Genomic DNA, 17,764 nt, shown 5'->3' on the forward strand with positions numbered 1-17,764 from the left:
GTTTGGCTCGATTATTAAGCAAAAGACGATGAATTACACTTCACGCCTGAACTGAAACCTTTGTGGAGAACCTTGATGATCAAGTCCCGTGCTGCCGTTGCCTTCGAAGCCAAGAAACCGCTGGAGATCGTCGAAGTCGACGTGGCCATGCCCAAGGCCGGCGAAGTGCTGTTGCGCGTGGTCGCCAGCGGCGTCTGCCACACCGACGCCTACACGCTGTCGGGCGCCGACCCGGAAGGCATCTTCCCGTCCATCCTGGGCCATGAAGGCGGCGCCATCGTCGAGGCCATCGGTGAGGGCGTGACCTCGGTGGCGGTGGGCGATCACGTGATCCCGCTCTACACCCCGGAATGTCGCCAGTGCAAGTTCTGCAAGTCGGGCAAGACCAACCTGTGCCAGGCCATCCGCGCGACCCAGGGCAAGGGCCTGATGCCCGACGGCACCACCCGTTTTGCCTACAAGGGTCAGCCGCTGTTCCACTACATGGGCACCTCGACCTTCTCCGAATACACCGTGCTGCCGGAAATTTCCGTGGCCAAGATCCAGAAAGAGGCCCCGCTGGAGAAGGTGTGCCTGCTCGGTTGCGGCGTGACCACCGGCATCGGTGCGGTACTCAATACCGCCAAGGTCAAGCCGGGTGACACCGTGGCCATCTTCGGCCTGGGCGGCATCGGCCTGTCGGCCGTGATCGGTGCGGTCAAGGCCAAGGCCAGCCGCATCATCGCCATCGACATCAACCCGGCCAAGTTCGAGATCGCACGCCAGCTGGGTGCCACCGACTGCATCAACCCCAAGGACTACGATCGCCCGATCCAGGAAGTGATCGTGGACCTGACCGATGGCGGCGTGGACTTCTCGTTCGAGTGCATCGGCAACGTGCAACTGATGCGTGCGGCCCTGGAGTGCTGCCACAAGGGCTGGGGCGAGTCGGTGATCATCGGCGTCGCCGGTGCCGGCCAGGAGATCGCAACGCGTCCGTTCCAGCTGGTCACCGGCCGCGTCTGGCGCGGCTCGGCATTCGGTGGCGTGCGTGGTCGCACCGAGCTGCCAAGCTATGTGGACATGGCCGAGCAGGGCGAGATCCCGCTGGACACCTTCATTACCCACACCATGGGCTTGGAAGACATCAACAAGGCCTTCGACCTGATGCATGAAGGCAAGAGCATCCGCAGCGTCATCCACTTCTGAGGTCTGCCATGAGCCTGGAAAACATCTCCTGCCAGAAGAGCTTCGGCGGCTGGCACAAGCGCTACCGGCACCGCTCCAGCGTGCTGGGGTGCGACATGGTGTTTGCCGTGTACCTGCCGCCGCAGGCGGAGCAGGGCGGCAAGCTGCCGGTGCTGTACTGGCTGAGCGGGCTGACCTGCACCGACGAGAACTTCATGCAGAAGGCCGGCGCGCACAAGCTTGCCGCCGAGCTCGGCCTGATCATCGTGGCGCCGGACACCAGCCCGCGCGGGCCACAGGTACCGGACGACCCGGACGGCGCCTGGGACTTCGGCCTGGGCGCGGGGTTCTACCTCAATGCCACCGAACAGCCGTGGGCCGAGCACTACCGCATGCACGACTACGTGGTGGATGAGCTGCCGGCACTGGTGGAGGCGCATTTCCCGGCCTCCGCTGCGCGCAGCATCAGCGGTCACTCCATGGGTGGGCACGGCGCGCTGGTGTGCGCCTTGCGCAACCCCGGGCGCTATGTGTCGGTGTCGGCGTTCTCGCCCATCGGCAACCCGATGGACTGCCCCTGGGGCCAGAAGGCGTTCAGTCGCTACCTGGGCGAGGAGCGTTCGCGCTGGCGCGAATGGGATGCCAGCGTGCTGATCGCGCAGGCGCAGGAAACGCTGCCGCTGCTGGTCGACCAGGGCGATCGCGACGACTTCCTGCAAACCCAGCTCAAGCCCGAAGTGCTGGCCCAGGCCGCGCAGGCGGCTGGCTACCCGCTGACGTTGCGCCTGCAGCCTGGCTACGACCACAGCTACTACTTCATCGCCAGCTTCATCGATGACCACCTGCGCCATCATGCGGCGGCACTGGGGCGGGCGTAGGGCTAGTCCTACAAATAAGCCAAACCCCCGGCAAAGCAGGTAGAATCACGCCCTGACTCAATCAGGGCGTTTTTTTATGCGTATTGGCCACGGCTACGATGTGCACCGCTTCGCGGAAGGCGATTTCATCACCTTGGGTGGGGTGCGCATTGCGCACAAGTTCGGCCTGCTGGCCCATTCCGACGGCGATGTGCTGCTGCACGCGCTGAGCGATGCACTGCTGGGCGCCGCCGCGCTGGGTGACATCGGCAAGCATTTCCCCGATACCGACCCGCAGTTCAAGGGCGCCGACAGCCGCGTGCTGCTGCGCCACATCCTGTCGATCATCCATGCCAAGGGCTGGAAGGTGGGCAACGTCGACGCCACCATCGTGGCCCAGGCACCCCGGATGGCCGCGCACATCGAAACCATGCGTACCCTGATCGCCCAGGACCTGCAGGTCGAGCTCGACCAGGTCAACGTCAAGGCCACCACCGAAGAGAAGCTCGGCTTCACCGGCCGTGAAGAAGGCATCGCCGTTCACGCCGTCGCGTTGTTGCTGCGCGCATGACCGAACTCGAACTGCTCGGCCCGCAGGCAGCCGGGCCGGCGCTGGGCAGCGCCATCCTCAAGGCCACGGCCGAAGATTTCCAGGTCGATGAAGTGCTCGACATTCCCCTGTCGGGTGAAGGCGAGCACTTGTGGCTGTGGGTCGAGAAACGCGACCTCAATACCGAGGAGGCCGCCCGCCGCCTGGCCCGCGCCGCCGGCGTACCGCTGCGCACCGTGAGCTATGCCGGCCTCAAGGACCGTCAGGCGCTGACTCGCCAATGGTTCAGCCTGCACCTGCCGGGCAAGGCCGACCCTGACCTGAGCGCGGCTGAAAACGAAACCCTGAGCATCCTCAGACACACCCGCCACTCGCGCAAACTCCAGCGTGGCGCGCACTCGGCCAACGGCTTCACCCTGCGCCTCACAGCGCTCAGCGCCGATCACCAGGCCCTGGACGCGCGCCTCGAGCAATTGCGCATACAAGGCGTGCCCAACTACTTCGGCAGCCAGCGATTTGGCTTTGCGGGCGGCAACGTGCACGATGCGCGCCAGTGGGCCGAGCGCAAGGCCCTGCCCGAGCAGCGCAATGTGCGCTCGCGGCTGCTGTCCAGCGCACGCAGCTACCTGTTCAACCGGGTGCTGGCCGAGCGGGTTGCCGATGGCAGCTGGCAACAGGCTCAGGTCGGCGACCTGCTGGCGTTCACCGACAGCCGCAGCTTTTTCGCGGCGGGCGAGGCCGAGTGCAGCGACCCGCGCCTGGCAATACTCGACCTGCACCCTACCGGGCCGCTGTGGGGCGAGGGCCTGCCGGCCACCAGTGGGCCAGGCGGTGCGATCGAGCAACGCGTGGCCGAACAGGAGGCAGCCCTGTGCCAATGGCTGGGCAATGCCAACCTCAAACAGGAACGGCGCATTCTGCGGCTGCCCATTGGCGGCTTGACGTGGCATTATCCCGAGCCTGATATCCTGCAACTGGAATTCGTCCTTCCGGCCGGATGCTTCGCCACCGTGGTGGTGCGCGAACTCGTCGATCTGGTGCCGGCAGGGCAGACGGACAGCCCATGCGTATTCTGATTTCGAACGACGACGGGGTCACCGCACCCGGTCTCGCCGCGCTGCATGCTGCGCTGGCGGATTATGCCGAGTGCGTGGTGATTGCCCCGGACCAGGACAAGAGCGGCGCCAGCAGTTCGCTGACGCTCGACCGCCCGCTGCATCCGCAGACCCTGGCCAACGGCTACATCAGCCTCAACGGCACACCGACCGATTGCGTGCACCTGGGCCTGAACGGGCTGCTGGAGCATCCGCCGGACATGGTCGTCTCGGGTATCAACCTGGGCGCCAACCTGGGCGATGACGTGCTGTACTCGGGCACGGTCGCCGCGGCGCTGGAAGGTCGATTCCTGGGGGGCACCTCGTTTGCCTTCTCGCTGCTCTCGCGCCTGCCGGACAACCTGCCCACTGCCGCCTATTTCGCGCGCAAGCTGGTCGAGGCGCATGCAAGCCTTGAGCTGCCACCGCGCACCGTACTCAATGTGAACATTCCCAACCTGCCGCTGGAGCACATCCGTGGCATCCAGCTGACACGCCTGGGACATCGTGCACGTGCGGCGGCGCCGACCAAGGTGGTCAACCCGCGCGGCAAGGAAGGCTACTGGATCGCGGTGGCCGGCGACGCCGAGGATGGCGGCCCGGGTACCGATTTTCACGCGGTGATGCAGGGCTATGTCTCGATCACCCCGCTACAGCTTGACCGCACCTTCAACGATGCCTTCGACCGTCTCGAGGGTTGGCTGGAGGGGCTGCTCTGATGCGAGAGCCGGAGGATCTGATGCGCCATGGTATCGGTTTTACTTCGCAGCGAACCCGTGAACGGCTGATCCAGCGTTTGATCGAGGAAGGCATCAAGGACCAGCGGGTGCTCGAGGCCTTGCGCAACATCCCGCGGCACATGTTCGTCGACGAGGCGCTGTCGCACCGTGCGTATGAAGATACCGCGCTGCCCATCGGCAACAACCAGACCATCTCGCAGCCGTTCATGGTCGCGTACATGAGCGAGGTGCTGCTGGAGGACGGTCCGCTGGACAAGGTGCTGGAGATCGGCACCGGGTCTGGCTACCAGACAGCAGTGCTGTCCAGGCTGGTGGAGCGGGTGTTCTCGGTAGAGCGCATTAAGCCCCTGCAGGACCGCGCCAAGGAACGGCTGGTCGAGTTGAACCTGCGCAACCAGGTGTTCCGCTGGGGCGACGGTTTCGAGGGGTGGCCGGCACTGGCCCCCTACAATGGCATCATCGTCACCGCCGGCGCACCCGAAGTGCCCCAGGCCTTGCTCGACCAGCTGGCACCGGGCGGGCGCATGGTGATACCGGTGGGCGCCAGTGGCGAGACACAGCAATTGCTGTTGATCGTGCGCGAAGAACAGGGCTTCTCGCGGCGCAAACTGTGTGACGTACGCTTCGTGCCGTTGCTCAATGGCACATTGAGCTGAGTCGATTTTTTTCGCGGGCGTCGAATTCCCGGTGCATTGCCGGGTCTATGGGGCGTGCGGTTTCTTGAACGATCGCACAACCTGGCAAGCAGTTGATCTGCATTGCCTGTGCGCTCGGTTATAATTGCAACAATATTGCATTCCTACATCGGTCACCACATAAGGGAGCGGCGGGTGAGTCACACAGTCATTCGGCAGCGCATGGGTCTATCGAGCTTAAAGCTTCTGGTGATTGCACTCGCCTTGGGAACCCTGGTTTCAGGGTGTTCCAGTTCATCTTCGAGCAGCGTGCGGGTGGTCGACCGCAACAGCGCCGCGCCCAAGCGCCCGGTGGTCACTACGGGGCAGTACGTGGTTCGCCCGGGCGATACGCTGTTCTCGATTGCCTTTCGCTACGGCTGGGACTACAAGGAGCTCGCTGCGCGCAACGGTATCCCGGCGCCCTATACCATCCGGCCCGGCCAGGCGATCCGCTTCGGCTCCGGCACGGCTACCAGCAGCGGCTCGCGGGTCGTCACCTCCACCTCGCCCTCCAGCAAGACCACGGTCACCCGTCGTCCGGCAGGTACCCCGGCACCGGCAAAAACCACGTCTCCAGGCGGTACCAGCGCGCCGCCCGTCGTCGCCACCACCCCTGTCCAAGTGCCGGCTTCGGAGCGTTCGGCCGGTGGCTGGGCATGGCCGGCCAACGGTGTGCTGATTGGAAAATTCGCTTCAAACGGTAGTTTGAATAAAGGCATTGATATCGCCGGTGATTTGGGACAGCCTGTTTTTGCTGCGTCGGATGGTTCCGTTGTGTACGCCGGAAGTGGCTTGCGGGGCTACGGTGAACTGGTAATCATCAAGCACAGCGATACCTACGTCAGTGCCTACGGTCACAACCGCAGGCTGTTGGTTCGGGAGGGACAGCAGGTCAAGGTTGGGCAGACAATTGCCGAAATGGGGTCCACGGGCACCGACCGGGTGAAGCTTCACTTCGAGATTCGCCGCCAGGGCAAACCTGTAGATCCGTTGCAATTCCTGCCACGTCGTTGATAAGCATGTACCCGGCCTGTTCCTTCGCGTAGTGGGGACAGGCTCAGCGTTGCCAAGGATAAAGGCGCCGCTTGAGTCTGAGTTCGAACTCAGCAAAGGACTATAACAATGGCTCTCAGTAAAGAAGTGCCGGAGTTTGACATCGACGATGAGGTGCTCCTTATGGAAACCGGCATCGTTTTGGAAACGGATGTGGTGTCAGACGAACCTGCTGTATCTCCGGTTCGGACCCGGGCCAAACAAGGCTCACCGCTCAAACAGCACAAGTACATCGATTACACTCGAGCACTTGATGCAACTCAGCTCTACCTCAACGAAATCGGCTTTTCGCCCCTGCTTTCCCCGGAAGAAGAAGTTCATTTTGCGCGTTTGTCGCAAAGTGGCGACCCTGCCGGGCGCAAACGCATGATCGAAAGCAACCTGCGCCTGGTGGTGAAGATTGCGCGCCGCTACGTCAACCGCGGGCTATCGCTGCTCGACCTGATCGAAGAGGGCAACCTGGGCCTGATTCGCGCAGTCGAGAAGTTCGACCCCGAGCGTGGGTTCCGTTTCTCGACCTACGCCACCTGGTGGATCCGGCAGACCATCGAACGCGCCATCATGAACCAGACGCGCACCATTCGCCTGCCGATCCATGTGGTCAAGGAACTGAACGTCTACCTGCGTGCAGCACGCGAGCTGACCCAGAAACTCGATCACGAGCCGTCACCGGAAGAGATCGCCAACCTGCTGGAAAAACCCGTAGGCGAGGTCAAGCGCATGCTCGGCCTGAACGAGCGCGTGTCTTCGGTGGACGTTTCACTGGGCCCGGACTCGGACAAGACCCTGCTCGATACCCTCACCGACGATCGTCCCACCGACCCTTGCGAGCTGTTGCAGGACGACGACCTGTCCCAGAGCATCGACCTGTGGCTGAGCGAACTGACCGACAAGCAGCGTGAGGTGGTGATTCGCCGCTTTGGCCTGCGCGGGCATGAGAGCAGCACCCTGGAGGATGTTGGCCTGGAGATTGGTCTTACCCGGGAGCGGGTACGTCAGATCCAGGTGGAGGGCCTCAAGCGGCTGCGGGAGATCCTGGAGAAGAACGGACTGTCCAGCGAGTCGCTGTTCCAGTAACTGCGACGGCTGTGAAAAGGCGCCTCGACCCAGTCGAGGCGTTTTTGTTCGTGGCTGTCTCAAGCGCTCAGACACGCGCAGAAACACCGATACCACGGCGGCAACCTTTCCCGGTTGCGTATTGTTATTGGATTTGTAGGTTATCGCTTACAAGATCCGTAAGCCTTTACATCAAGAGGGTGTAAATTCCAGTCGGTTTTGACGTGGTATTTTGTCTAACCAATTGATATTGGAAGAGTTTATTTTAAGGTAGCGTCACCTTCCGGACTTTTTTTGAGAGCTTTTACCAGTTGCTCTGCCGGCTGCAGGGGATAGTATCTGAACTGTGTCTACGGACTGACACAGGTTCTCAAGGATGAGCGCCAAGGACATCGCGGGATGCGATTCATCAGGATGATGATAGGGAATACAGGGACTACGGAAAAAAATGTGGGCGGGTCATACCGCCCCTTTTTTTTGCCTGCGAAAAAGTGGCTGGCCCTGCAGCGAACATAAAAAAAGGCCCCGAAGGGCCTTTTTCATTGACCCGGCGTCGATCAACGCTCCAGATCTGCAATCTTGCCCGGCTTGCCATCCCACTCTGCAGCGTCTGGCATCGAATCCTTCTTCTCGGTGATGTTCGGCCAGATTTCGGCCAGCTCGGCGTTGAGCTCGATGAAGTTTTCCATGCCGGCCGGCACTTCATCTTCCGAGAAGATCGCAACGGCGGGGCACTCAGGCTCGCACAGTGCACAGTCGATGCACTCATCCGGGTGAATGACCAGGAAGTTCGGGCCTTCGTAGAAGCAGTCCACCGGACAGACTTCTACACAGTCGGTGTACTTGCACTTGATGCAGTTGTCGGTGACGACGAAGGTCATTTCTAATTTTCTCCTCAGGCGACGGCAGCGTTCCCTTCCAGACAGGGCCGCTCGGTTCGGTAGGTCGGCAGCGAGCCAGGCTAATAACTCGCTGCCCCGCCGAACCGCGCGGGATTCTATCAGTTTGTGCGATGGGGCGTTATAACAGAGTCTTTAGTGTATAGAGCATTTCGATAGCTTGGCGTGGCGTCAGGTTGTCCACGTCGAGCTTGCCGATCTTCTCGATCACCGGATGCGGCAGGCTGGCGAACAGGTCGCTCTGGTGCGGCGTGCTGGGCGCTCCCGGGCTTGCTGGCGCGGTTTCGTGGGGCAGGCTGTTGGTTTCCAGGCGGCCCAGGTGCTCGCGGGCTCGCTGGATCACCGGTGCCGGCACGCCTGCCAGTTGTGCCACTGCCAGGCCGTAGCTCTGGCTGGCAGGCCCTGGCAGCACATGGTGCAGGAACACGATGCGTTCGTTGTGCTCGGTAGCGTTCAGGTGCACGTTGGCCACCAGCGGCTCGCTTTCGGGCAGCACGGTCAGTTCGAAGTAGTGCGTGGCGAACAGCGTGTAGGCGCGCAGCTGGGCCAGGCGCTCGGCGGCGGCCCAGGCCAGCGAGAGGCCGTCGAAGGTACTGGTGCCGCGGCCCACTTCGTCCATTAGTACCAGGCTGCGTTCGGTGGCGTTGTGCAGGATGTTGGCGGTTTCGCTCATCTCCACCATGAAGGTAGAGCGCCCACCGGCCAGGTCGTCGCTGGAGCCGATACGGGTGAAGATGCGGTCCACCAGCGACAGCTCGCAGCTGGCGGCCGGCACGAAACTGCCGATATGCGCCAGCAGCACGATCAGTGCGGTCTGGCGCATGTAGGTGGACTTACCACCCATGTTCGGGCCGGTGATCACCAGCATGCGCGTGTTGTCGTCCAGGCCCAGGTCGTTGGCCACGAACGGCGTGGTCAACACCTGCTCGACCACCGGGTGGCGACCCTGGCTGATGCGCATGCACGGTTCGTCGACGAATGTCGGGCAGTTGAGGTCAAGGTTCAGCGCACGCTCGGCCAGGTTGCTGACCACATCCAGTTCGGCCAGCGCCGCGGCGGTGTCCTGCAGCGGGGCCAGGTGGCCGATCAGGGTTTCGAGCAACGCATCGTAGAGCATCTTCTCGCGCGCCAGGGCGCGGCTCTTGGCCGACAGCGCCTTGTCTTCGAACGTCTTGAGCTCTGGGGTGATGAAGCGCTCGGCGCCCTTGAGGGTCTGGCGGCGGATGTAGTCGGCCGGCGCCTGTTCGGCCTGCTTGCTCGGCAGCTCGATGAAGTAGCCATGCACGCGGTTGTAGCCGACCTTGAGGTTGGCAAGGCCCGTGCGGGCCTTTTCACGGGCTTCGAGGTCGATCAGGAACTGCCCGGCGTTCTCGCTCATCGACAGCAGGTCGTCGAGCTCGGCGTCATAGCCGACCTTGAGCACGCCGCCATCACGGATCACCGCAGGCGGGTTGTCGATGATCGCCTTCTGCAGTAGGTCGGCCAGTTCCGGGTAGGTACCGGCGATGGCCGCCAGGCGCGCCAGGTGCGGTGCCTCCAGCTCGGCCATGGCGTTCTGCAGTTCAGGCAGCGCGCCAAGCGCGTCGCGCAGGCGCGCCAGGTCCCGTGGGCGAGCATTGCGCAGGCCGATACGGGCGAGAATCCGCTCGATATCGCCGATGTCCTTCAGTTGCGGTTGCAGCTTCTCGAAGCGGTAGCCGTCGAGCAGGCAGCGAATCGAGCTCTGGCGGGCCTGCAGCACCTTCAGGTCACGCAGCGGCCGGTTCAGCCAGCGGGTCAGCAGGCGGCTGCCCATGGCGGTCTGACAGCGGTCGATCACCGATTGCAGGGTGTTGTCGCGGCCCCCGGCCAGGTTGACGTCCAGCTCCAGGTTGCGCCGGCTGGCGCCGTCGAGCACCACGGTGTCGTCCAGCCGCTCGTGCTTGAGGCTGCGCAGGTGCGGCAGGGCGGTGCGCTGGGTTTCCTTGGCGTAGGCGAGCAGGCAGCCGGCGGCGCCGATGGCCAGGGTCAGCTTCTCGCAGCCGAAGCCCTTGAGGTCCTGGGTTGCGAACTGCTGGCACAGGCTCTTGCGCGCCGAGTCACGGTCGAAGTCCCACGGCGCGCGGCGGCGCGAGCCACGGCGCTTCTCGGCGGGCAGGCCCTGGGGCCAGTCGTCGGGGATCAGCAGCTCCACGGGGTTGACCCGCTCGAGCTCGGCCAGCAGGTTTTCCCAGCCCTTGAACTCCTGCACGGTGAAGTTGCCGCTGGTGATATCCAGCACGGCCAGGCCGAACAGGCGTTCGTCACCCAGTACGGCGGCGATCAGGTTGTCGCGGCGCTCGTCGAGCAGGGCTTCGTCGCTGACCGTGCCTGGGGTGATGATGCGCACCACCTGGCGTTCCACCGGGCCCTTGCTGGTGGCCGGATCGCCGATCTGCTCGCAGATCACCACCGATTCGCCCAGCTTCACCAGCTTGGCCAGGTAGCCTTCGGCGGCGTGGTAGGGGATACCGCACATGGGGATCGACTGGCCCGCTGACTGCCCGCGGGCGGTCAGGGTGATATCCAGCAGTTTGGCGGCCTTCTTCGCGTCTTCGTAGAAGATCTCGTAGAAATCGCCCATGCGGTAGAACATCAGCTGGTCCGGGTGCTGGTTTTTCAGCTTCCAGTACTGCTGCATCATCGGGGTGTGTGCGGAAAGATCGCTCATTACAGAAACTTGGCTCGCAGTGTCGTTTAGACCAAAGGCAGCGGGCAATGGTACAGGGATTTTTTCCCCGTTGCCGGGCCTAACGCTGCGCAGCGACCTTTTGCCCCTGGCATTGTGTTAATGCATATTTGAATTTGCATTTGTGCACGAGATGGTTACTATGCACGTTATGCAAAAACGCAACGTAGCTACCGTCTTGAGAGCATTGCTCGACCGCCACGGGATCTCCCCCACGGAGCTTCACCGTCGCACCGGCGTGCCCCAATCCACCCTGTCGCGGATTCTCAGCGAGAAGATCGTCGATCCTTCCGACAAGCATGTGTCGAAGATCGCCGAGTACTTCGGCGTGAGCACCGATCAGTTGCGCGGCCGTGCCGACCTGGGCGATACCCGCCCGGCGAACGCGCCGCGCGCCGACGTGCAGCTGCAGGACATCAGCCTGTGGGATGACGATACCCCCGTCGAGGACGACGAAGTGTCCATTCCGTTTCTTCGTGAGGTCGAGTTGGCAGCAGGATCAGGACGATTCGTCATCGAGGAAAGCGAGAAGGCCAGCCTGCGCTTCGGCAAGCGCAGCCTGCGTCACAACGGCGTGCAGTTCGACCAGGCCAAGTGCGTGACGGTGCGCGGCAACAGCATGCTGCCGGTGCTGCGTGATGGCGCCACGGTGGGGGTGAATGCGGGCAAGAGCGGCATCGGCGACATTGTCGACGGCGACCTGTATGCCATCAACCACAATGGCCAGTTGCGCGTGAAACAGCTGTATCGCCTGCCCACGGGTATCCGCCTGCGCAGCTTCAACCGCGACGAGCACCCGGACGAGGACTACACCTTCCAGCAGATGCAGGAAGAGCAAATCAGCATCCTCGGGCATGTGTTCTGGTGGGGCATGTACGCCCGCTAGGTTCTACGCTTTCTCAGAAACCCGCCCCGGCGGGTTTTTTGTGCCTGCTCAAACCCCTTATTGACCCTTTCCGGCAAGACCGATACCTGCAAAAGTTTGCGGGGTCGGCCCTGTCGGAGCAAGCATCAGCGCGCTGGCTACTTCGCCATTTCGGCGGTTTGTGCCGAGCGGGTAAGCCCTTCGGCCAGCGCGGGATAGACCTTGAGCGCCCCCGTGATACTCAGGTGATCATCATCGGAATACAGAAACGCGTTCCCCTCGACCAGCGGGCAGATATCCCCAGGGCACAGCGCGCGGTCGTAGTTGATGATTGTGGCGGATGTCTTGCGCAACGCCGCGTTCACGAATGCTTGATTGCGAACATGCTCTTCGCGGCTGACCGACAACTTCAAGTATTCGCGTTCTATGCCGCGCCCACGCCGTAATACATCCTTGGGCTCATACCGCTGCTGCGGGTTATCCTCGATGAAGATAACGTTCACGCCAATCTGGGCATAGCGAGAAACGGTGTTATCCATTGCCCAGACAAGGTCATGGGTTGAGCTCTGGACCGTTGCCTTTGCGGATGGATCTCTTGCAATGCCATTGAACTCCGAAGGGCGTGACGGTGATGAAGTGTAATACGTCCAGCGATTGATCAATATGACGTGCTTAATACCCGAGGCCCGAACGTCGTTGAAGATGCGCTCGTTCAATGCCTGGCAATTGTGTTTTTCAATTCCGGCTTCGCCACGCAGTGACTGGATACCCAGGAGCGAGGGGCAGCCAGACGTTCCCGTAAACTTCATGCCTACCTTATGGTCGCGTGCAAACTTCTCCAATGCCGGCACCAGGCTCAGTGCATGACTGTCACCGTACGCAAAGTACTCAACGGGCGCACCACGCTCACCCAGCCCGCAGAACCAGCCATCCGGCTTCTTGTAGGCATAGGGTATTTCAAAGCATTCGGCCGCTCGCTCAGTGACTTTTATACTGTTCTGGTAGGCCATGAGTTTTTGGTTATGCGTTCGCTGTGCAATGCTGTCCTGCGTGTAGGTCGCATAGCCTGTTGCTCCGCAGCCAGCTGCCAGCAGCACGAGCACAATGACCTTGGAGCGCCCCTGCCACCTTGAACGCAGGGGAAGCTCCACCAGCCTGTATGTCAGCCAAGCCAGAAGAATAGCCAACAGTACGGCCGCTACGCGAATGCCGACAGTGGGTACTTCGCCTTCCACGATCCTTGCGAAAGACAACAAGGGCCAGTGCCACAGGTAGAGAGGGAAGCTGATCAAGCCGAACCACACGGCCAACTTGTTACCCAGCACCCTGCGATTGAACCAGGCATCAGGGCCCGCCGCAATGATCAACACAGCGCCCAGTACTGGAACGAGTGCCCATTTTCCAGGAAAGTTGAGGCCTTTGTTTATCCTGAAGAAGCCGAATACCAGTAAACACACACCCAGCACGGAAAGCACATGCCCAAGTCGTTTTCGCACGGCACGCGTTCTATAAAGGGTGAGCCATGCGAGAAGCGTGCCGGCCAGCAACTCCCAGAAACGTGTATGTGGTGAATAGAATGTGGCGATCGCATCATGCTTGACGCCTTTGACGCTCAGGAAAAATGAGACAGCACCCAAGAGGATCGTCAAGGCCAGAACGTTGAACCTGAATCGCCACGCCACCCACAACAATATTGGCCAGACAATGTAAAACTGTTCCTCTACGCCCAAACTCCACAAATGCAATAGCGGTTTGGTTTCCACGGAGTTGTCGAAATAACCGACCTCACTCCATAGCACCAGGTTCGAGACGAAACCGGCGCCGCCTGCGATATGTTTTCCCAGTTGCCTGAATTCATCGTCCAGCAACGTGAACCAGCCGAAACCATAACACGCTGAAAGTATCAGCAGCAGCGCAGGAAATATGCGTTTTATACGTCGTGCGTAGAACTCGGTAAAACTGAATGCGCCCCGATCCAGGCTTTCAAAAATGATAGTGGAAATCAGGTAGCCTGAGATGACAAAGAATATATCGACGCCGATAAACCCTCCCCTGAGCACACTGGGGAAGGCGTGATAGATAACTACTGCCAAGACGGCAACAGCCCGCAAGCCGTCGATATCTGGGCGATATTTGGGATGAGAAAGATGAAGGGTAGGTTGTGTCATTTATAGGGTAAGCACTTGATGTCCGACGGAGGAGAACAGCCCCGTCAAAGCGAGGAAAATTCCGCGATTATAGCCTTTCGCCTCACTTCCAATGCAACGTTGATGGCGATGCCACAGCTATCTATCTGCCCGCTCAGGAGCAACTGCGCAGATCTCACCGATCACGAGCAACCAGATGGAAACGGAATTCATCTGCTGGCGCCCGTCAAAATCTCTGCTCCTCATGAGCCCGCTCTTGCCGATTCGCAGCCGGTGTTGACTGCATAAAACAGCCCTGCAGGCCCCACCGCGCAAGGCCCGCATGCGTCAGCGCAAATAAAATGCATAAATATTTCCAGAAATGCATTGACTGCATATGCATTGATGCATAATCTTTGTCTCAAGCCGGTCAGACACCGGCAGTGGCAAGGCAGCGATGAACAGGCCTGAACTGTTCAGAGGGTTGGCAACTGACCCGGGTGTGCAGCGTAAAGCACCGTAAGCAGTTATCCGGCGGGCAGGCGGCCGCGGTCGGAGGAACAATTTGAGGCGGGATCGCACGGCGCACCAGCAGTGGCCGGCGGTCCGACAACGCATTACTGAAAAGCCTGGGCGACCGGGCTTTTTGGAATGCCGAGTGATCGGCTGTTCAACAAGGGAGCACGAGCATGACAAACGAGCAACAGACGTTGCTGGAAATGCCGATCTGGCTGGTGATCGTCCTGGCATTGCTGGGCGGTCTGTCTGGCGAGATGTGGCGCGCAGACAAGGAGGGCGCCCGCGGCTGGGGCCTGTTCAGGCGACTGCTGCTGCGCTCCGGGGCCTGCATGGTCTGCGGCGTATCGACCGTGATGCTGCTGTATGCCAGCGGGCTGTCGATCTGGAGCGCCGCAGCCTTTGGTTGCCTGACCGCCATGGCGGGCGCCGACGTGGCCATCGGGCTTTACGAGCGCTGGGCTGCGAAGCGGCTGGGTGTGAAGGATTGCACACCTGCGCAACCAACCGACCATCCACCCCGCTGACGGGCGTCGGTGTTCGGAGGTGAAGGCCATGAGCCTCCAGTCATCGCCTGCGAGCGACACCTACAGGGCACACGCCCGCATTTGATCAATCAACGGAGAAAGACTCATGTCACTTACTGCTGAACAGATTCAGAACTGCAAGGCCCTGGTCACCAGCATCTGGGGCGCCAGTGTGGCAAACAACCTGGACTACAACGAGGAGGTCCTGGCCGTGGTAGGTACGGCGGTGAACGAAATCGGCACATGCAGTGCTCTGCTGGCTGATTTGTTCCGGGCCCTGGTGATCGCCACCGGGGCGGGTGCCGCATTGATCTACTCACGCATGTGGATCGTGGAAGGCGCGCAGAAGATCGCCGATACCATCAACGACATGAAGGAGGCCAATCTGCAGGCCCGGGCCTGCATCGCCACTGCTGCCGCAACCTATCGATCGCCGCTTGAAATGGCATCGATGGGTATTTGAACCCTTGCAGTAGACCCGGCATCCATCTGTCACGCCCAGGTTCGCCTGGGCGTTTTCATTGCGATGCAATAACAGAACAGCGCACCGATAGCGAGGAGTGACCGTGAACGAACTTGGGACGTTACATCAAGCGATCAGCGCCACCCTGAGTGCGGGCATGCCCCAGTTGCGGCACGTGGAAGCGTTTGCGCTGCCGGACGAGAACACGGCCTTGCCTGCGCTGATGCACACCCTCACCGGCATGAGGCCTGGCGTCGACCCCGGCGATGGGCGTACATGCGTTAACGCCTCGTTCGAGGCGAGGATTCTGGTGAGTAAAGCGCGCCAGCAGGCTTCGCTGGAAGCAATGACACTGGCCGCGCAATTGACCGCGCTGCTGCGCCAGCAGTTCTGGAGCCTGGGTTTCGTCGACGCCATCTCCCAGGTGCAGGCCCGTCCTTCAGCCATACCTGCCGAAGTACCCGGCACCCTGGAATGGCGGGTGCAATGGCAGCAGCCCGTTTACCTTGGCGACCTGCAGTGGCCCTGGCCAGACCAGCCACCCGGTTCGCTGCTGTTCGCCTTCAGCCCCGACACAGGACCCGCGCACAAGGACAGCTACCAGGCACCGGAGGACATGGCATGAGTTACGCCAGCTCCATGCATGACCGCATGCTGGCGGCGCTGGTCATTCCATGTCGGGTGGTCGGCATCGACCTGGCAGCAGCGCGGGTACGGGTCTCCGATGGCGCCGGCTGGACCAGCGCCTGGGTGCGCTGGCACAGCCACGCGGCAGGCAAGGCCCGCCACTGGCGTGCGCCGAGCCTGAACGAGCAGGGCGCACTGCTCAGCCCCAGCGGTGAGCCGGCGCAGGGTACCTTCGTACCGGGCCTGTACGGCAATGCCGGCGCGCCACCCGACAACCGCGAGCACGTCGAGGTATGGCGCTTCGATGACGGTGGTTCGCTGGTCTACGACTGGCAGGCCCGCAGCTACAGCATCGAGCTGCCCGGTGGCACCGTCAGCCTCAAGGTGGCCGGCAGCTCGCTGCTGGTCACCGACAACGCAATCACCCTGAACGCCGCCAACATTGCCCTGACCGGTGAGGTGAGCATCAACGGTGGCCTGCGTGTGACCGGTGACATCCTGGGGGCCGGCAAGATCATCGACACCGGCGGCAACACCGCCAATCACAAGCACTGAACCCCGCCCGCCAACGCGGGTTTTTTTATGCCTGGAGACAACATGGCTAGTGAATGCATTCAGGCCAGGGAGGTACCGCGATGATCGGCATGAGCCGCCACGGCGGGCAGACGCTGTCCGGCATCGGGCACCTGCGCCAGTCCATCGAAGACATCCTCACCACCCCGCTGGGCAGCCGGCGCATGCGCCCCGACTACGGCAGCAAGCTGCGCCGTTTCGTCGACCTGCCAGTCAACGAGGGCTGGAAGAGTGCGGTGCAGGCCGAGGTCGCCCGCGCCCTGACCCGCTGGGAACCACGCCTGAAATTGCAGCGGGTGCGCGTGGTGGCGGTAGTGGGCGGGCAGATCAGCCTGCAACTGAGCGGGCAGTACCTGGGCGACAGCCAACTGCTGGAGATAACGGCATGAGCAACGTGGAACTGTCGGCGCTGCCCGCGCCGCAGGTGCTGGAAGACCTCGACTTCGAGGACATCTTCCAGGATGACCTGGCGGCCTTTCGGTCGCACATGGGCGAGAACTGGGACGCGCTGCTGGAAAGCGACCCGGTAACCAAACTGCTGGAGGTGGGCGCGTACCGCAAGCTGCTCAATCGGGCGCGGGTCAACGATGCCGCCAAGGCGCTGCTGCTGGCCTATGCCCAGGGCAGCGACCTGGACCAGCTGGCAGCCAACGTGCAGCTCAAGCGGCTGGTGGTACAGGCCGAAGACGCGAACAGTGTGCCACCGACCCTCGAAGTGCTTGAGGAAGACGATGCACTGCGCGAGCGGGTGCAACTGGTGTACGAGGGCCTGACCACCGCCGGCCCGCGCAACAGCTACATCCTGCATGCACGCAATGCCTCGGGGCAGGTGGCCGATGCCTCTGCAGAAAGCCCGTCACCGGCAGTGGTGGAGGTGACGGTGCTGAGCCTGGAGGAGGACGGCATCGCCAGTGCGCAGTTGCTGGCCGAAGTGGCCGCCTACCTCAACGACGACGATGTACGCCCGGTGGCGGACCGCCTGGAAGTGCGCAGTGCCGAGGTGATTCCTTATCGCATCGATGCCGTGCTCTACATGGCCGGGACGGGGCCGGAGAACGAAGCGACCCTGGCCGAGTGCCAGCGGCGCCTGCAAGCCTGGGTCAACCCTCGGCGACGCCTGGGCGTGGAGGTTTCGCGCTCGGCCATCGATGCGCAACTGCACATCGCCGGTGTGAGCCGGGTGGAGCTGCGCAACTGGACCGACATCCGCCCGAGCAAGGCGCAGGCGGCCTGGTGCACCGGGTTCGAACTGACGCGGGGGGGCTGA

18 protein-coding genes are annotated in these 17,764 nt (G+C 62.1%); 15 read left to right on the plus strand and 3 right to left on the minus strand.

The genetic code is table 11. The features are described from left to right. The first annotated feature begins 75 nt into the window (after window positions 1-75). From B4I46_RS13435 to rpoS, 8 genes are all read left to right on the plus strand, one after another. Entirely contained in the window at window positions 76-1,188 is a 1,113-nt protein-coding gene (locus B4I46_RS13435; protein ID WP_043863274.1) for an S-(hydroxymethyl)glutathione dehydrogenase/class III alcohol dehydrogenase, read from the plus strand. 8 nt (window positions 1,189-1,196) lie between these two features. Further along, window positions 1,197-2,045 (plus strand): S-formylglutathione hydrolase, encoded by an 849-nt coding sequence (gene fghA / locus B4I46_RS13440; RefSeq protein ID WP_043863275.1) that lies wholly within the window; start codon window positions 1,197-1,199, stop codon window positions 2,043-2,045. A gap of 76 nt (window positions 2,046-2,121) precedes the next feature. Further along, window positions 2,122-2,595, plus strand: coding sequence for a 2-C-methyl-D-erythritol 2,4-cyclodiphosphate synthase (ispF, locus tag B4I46_RS13445; RefSeq protein WP_043863276.1), 474 nt, complete (start codon window positions 2,122-2,124; stop codon window positions 2,593-2,595). Then, on the plus strand, window positions 2,592-3,650 hold the full coding sequence (truD, locus tag B4I46_RS13450) for a tRNA pseudouridine(13) synthase TruD (protein ID WP_286900612.1): 1,059 nt from the start codon (window positions 2,592-2,594) through the stop codon (window positions 3,648-3,650). Before ispF ends, truD begins: the two co-directional genes overlap by 4 nt. After that, window positions 3,638-4,387, plus strand: coding sequence for a 5'/3'-nucleotidase SurE (gene surE, locus B4I46_RS13455; protein ID WP_043863278.1), 750 nt, complete (start codon window positions 3,638-3,640; stop codon window positions 4,385-4,387). The genes truD and surE overlap by 13 nt, the downstream gene beginning before the upstream one ends. Beyond that, window positions 4,387-5,064 carry a protein-L-isoaspartate(D-aspartate) O-methyltransferase gene (locus tag B4I46_RS13460; protein ID WP_162484879.1) on the plus strand — a complete coding sequence of 226 codons (678 nt, stop codon included), beginning with the start codon at window positions 4,387-4,389 and terminating at the stop codon, window positions 5,062-5,064. Before surE ends, B4I46_RS13460 begins: the two co-directional genes overlap by 1 nt. A 174-nt stretch (window positions 5,065-5,238) precedes the next feature. Beyond that, entirely contained in the window at window positions 5,239-6,099 is an 861-nt protein-coding gene (locus B4I46_RS13465; protein WP_043863279.1) for a peptidoglycan DD-metalloendopeptidase family protein, read from the plus strand. 108 nt (window positions 6,100-6,207) lie between these two features. Then, the gene (gene rpoS / locus B4I46_RS13470) at window positions 6,208-7,215 is read left to right on the plus strand and encodes an RNA polymerase sigma factor RpoS (protein WP_054914992.1); all 1,008 of its coding nucleotides are present in this window, start codon (window positions 6,208-6,210) and stop codon (window positions 7,213-7,215) included. Between the two features lie 536 nt (window positions 7,216-7,751). Here rpoS and fdxA read toward each other — a convergent pair. Next, the gene (fdxA, locus tag B4I46_RS13475) at window positions 7,752-8,075 is read right to left on the minus strand and encodes a ferredoxin FdxA (RefSeq protein ID WP_043863281.1); all 324 of its coding nucleotides are present in this window, start codon (window positions 8,073-8,075) and stop codon (window positions 7,752-7,754) included. 139 nt (window positions 8,076-8,214) lie between these two features. Next, window positions 8,215-10,782 carry a DNA mismatch repair protein MutS gene (mutS, locus tag B4I46_RS13480; protein WP_054914991.1) on the minus strand — a complete coding sequence of 856 codons (2,568 nt, stop codon included), beginning with the start codon at window positions 10,780-10,782 and terminating at the stop codon, window positions 8,215-8,217. 169 nt (window positions 10,783-10,951) lie between these two features. Between mutS and B4I46_RS13485 the strand changes: the two genes are divergently transcribed. Continuing rightward, the gene (locus tag B4I46_RS13485) at window positions 10,952-11,686 is read left to right on the plus strand and encodes a LexA family transcriptional regulator (protein WP_078480062.1); all 735 of its coding nucleotides are present in this window, start codon (window positions 10,952-10,954) and stop codon (window positions 11,684-11,686) included. Between the two features lie 137 nt (window positions 11,687-11,823). Here the strand turns inward: B4I46_RS13485 and B4I46_RS13490 are convergent, their stop codons facing one another. Next, complete coding sequence (locus B4I46_RS13490) at window positions 11,824-13,833, minus strand: acyltransferase family protein (RefSeq protein WP_156326214.1); 2,010 nt, start codon at window positions 13,831-13,833, stop codon at window positions 11,824-11,826. A 647-nt stretch (window positions 13,834-14,480) separates the two neighbouring features. Here B4I46_RS13490 and B4I46_RS13495 point away from each other — a divergent pair. The 6 genes from B4I46_RS13495 to B4I46_RS13520 all read left to right on the plus strand — a co-directional run bounded on the left by B4I46_RS13495 (window position 14,481) and on the right by B4I46_RS13520 (window position 17,764). Next, the gene (locus B4I46_RS13495; RefSeq protein WP_043864289.1) at window positions 14,481-14,834 is read left to right on the plus strand and encodes a phage holin family protein; all 354 of its coding nucleotides are present in this window, start codon (window positions 14,481-14,483) and stop codon (window positions 14,832-14,834) included. Window positions 14,835-14,940: 106 nt separating this feature from the next. Next, complete coding sequence (locus tag B4I46_RS13500) at window positions 14,941-15,297, plus strand: hypothetical protein (protein ID WP_043864288.1); 357 nt, start codon at window positions 14,941-14,943, stop codon at window positions 15,295-15,297. Between the two features lie 103 nt (window positions 15,298-15,400). Continuing rightward, on the plus strand, window positions 15,401-15,922 hold the full coding sequence (locus B4I46_RS13505; protein ID WP_043864287.1) for a hypothetical protein: 522 nt from the start codon (window positions 15,401-15,403) through the stop codon (window positions 15,920-15,922). Next, window positions 15,919-16,479, plus strand: a complete 561-nt coding sequence (locus B4I46_RS13510; RefSeq protein WP_043864286.1) for a phage baseplate assembly protein V — start codon at window positions 15,919-15,921, stop codon at window positions 16,477-16,479. The genes B4I46_RS13505 and B4I46_RS13510 overlap by 4 nt, the downstream gene beginning before the upstream one ends. 80 nt (window positions 16,480-16,559) lie before the next feature. After that, the gene (locus tag B4I46_RS13515; protein WP_043864285.1) at window positions 16,560-16,886 is read left to right on the plus strand and encodes a GPW/gp25 family protein; all 327 of its coding nucleotides are present in this window, start codon (window positions 16,560-16,562) and stop codon (window positions 16,884-16,886) included. Further along, entirely contained in the window at window positions 16,883-17,764 is an 882-nt protein-coding gene (locus B4I46_RS13520; RefSeq protein WP_043864284.1) for a baseplate assembly protein, read from the plus strand. Before B4I46_RS13515 ends, B4I46_RS13520 begins: the two co-directional genes overlap by 4 nt.

It is taken from the genome of Pseudomonas sp. UBA7500 (assembly GCF_002478435.1).
Taxonomy (GTDB): Bacteria; Pseudomonadota; Gammaproteobacteria; order Pseudomonadales; family Pseudomonadaceae; genus Aquipseudomonas; species Aquipseudomonas palmensis.

What these genes read in the sequence shown, in the direction of transcription:
- ispF (WP_043863276.1), top strand. Translation starts at nt 2,122, where the DNA reads ATGCGTATTGGCCACGGCTACGATGTGCACCGCTTCGCGGAAGGCGAT.
- B4I46_RS13520 (WP_043864284.1), top strand. Translation starts at nt 16,883, where the DNA reads ATGAGCAACGTGGAACTGTCGGCGCTGCCCGCGCCGCAGGTGCTGGAA.
- mutS (WP_054914991.1), bottom strand. Translation starts at nt 10,782, where the DNA reads ATGAGCGATCTTTCCGCACACACCCCGATGATGCAGCAGTACTGGAAG.
- B4I46_RS13510 (WP_043864286.1), top strand. Translation starts at nt 15,919, where the DNA reads ATGAGTTACGCCAGCTCCATGCATGACCGCATGCTGGCGGCGCTGGTC.
- surE (WP_043863278.1), top strand. Translation starts at nt 3,638, where the DNA reads ATGCGTATTCTGATTTCGAACGACGACGGGGTCACCGCACCCGGTCTC.
- B4I46_RS13485 (WP_078480062.1), top strand. Translation starts at nt 10,952, where the DNA reads ATGCAAAAACGCAACGTAGCTACCGTCTTGAGAGCATTGCTCGACCGC.
- fdxA (WP_043863281.1), bottom strand. Translation starts at nt 8,075, where the DNA reads ATGACCTTCGTCGTCACCGACAACTGCATCAAGTGCAAGTACACCGAC.
- rpoS (WP_054914992.1), top strand. Translation starts at nt 6,208, where the DNA reads ATGGCTCTCAGTAAAGAAGTGCCGGAGTTTGACATCGACGATGAGGTG.
- B4I46_RS13500 (WP_043864288.1), top strand. Translation starts at nt 14,941, where the DNA reads ATGTCACTTACTGCTGAACAGATTCAGAACTGCAAGGCCCTGGTCACC.
- B4I46_RS13495 (WP_043864289.1), top strand. Translation starts at nt 14,481, where the DNA reads ATGACAAACGAGCAACAGACGTTGCTGGAAATGCCGATCTGGCTGGTG.
- B4I46_RS13515 (WP_043864285.1), top strand. Translation starts at nt 16,560, where the DNA reads ATGATCGGCATGAGCCGCCACGGCGGGCAGACGCTGTCCGGCATCGGG.
- truD (WP_286900612.1), top strand. Translation starts at nt 2,592, where the DNA reads ATGACCGAACTCGAACTGCTCGGCCCGCAGGCAGCCGGGCCGGCGCTG.
- fghA (WP_043863275.1), top strand. Translation starts at nt 1,197, where the DNA reads ATGAGCCTGGAAAACATCTCCTGCCAGAAGAGCTTCGGCGGCTGGCAC.
- B4I46_RS13460 (WP_162484879.1), top strand. Translation starts at nt 4,387, where the DNA reads ATGCGAGAGCCGGAGGATCTGATGCGCCATGGTATCGGTTTTACTTCG.
- B4I46_RS13435 (WP_043863274.1), top strand. Translation starts at nt 76, where the DNA reads ATGATCAAGTCCCGTGCTGCCGTTGCCTTCGAAGCCAAGAAACCGCTG.
- B4I46_RS13490 (WP_156326214.1), bottom strand. Translation starts at nt 13,833, where the DNA reads ATGACACAACCTACCCTTCATCTTTCTCATCCCAAATATCGCCCAGAT.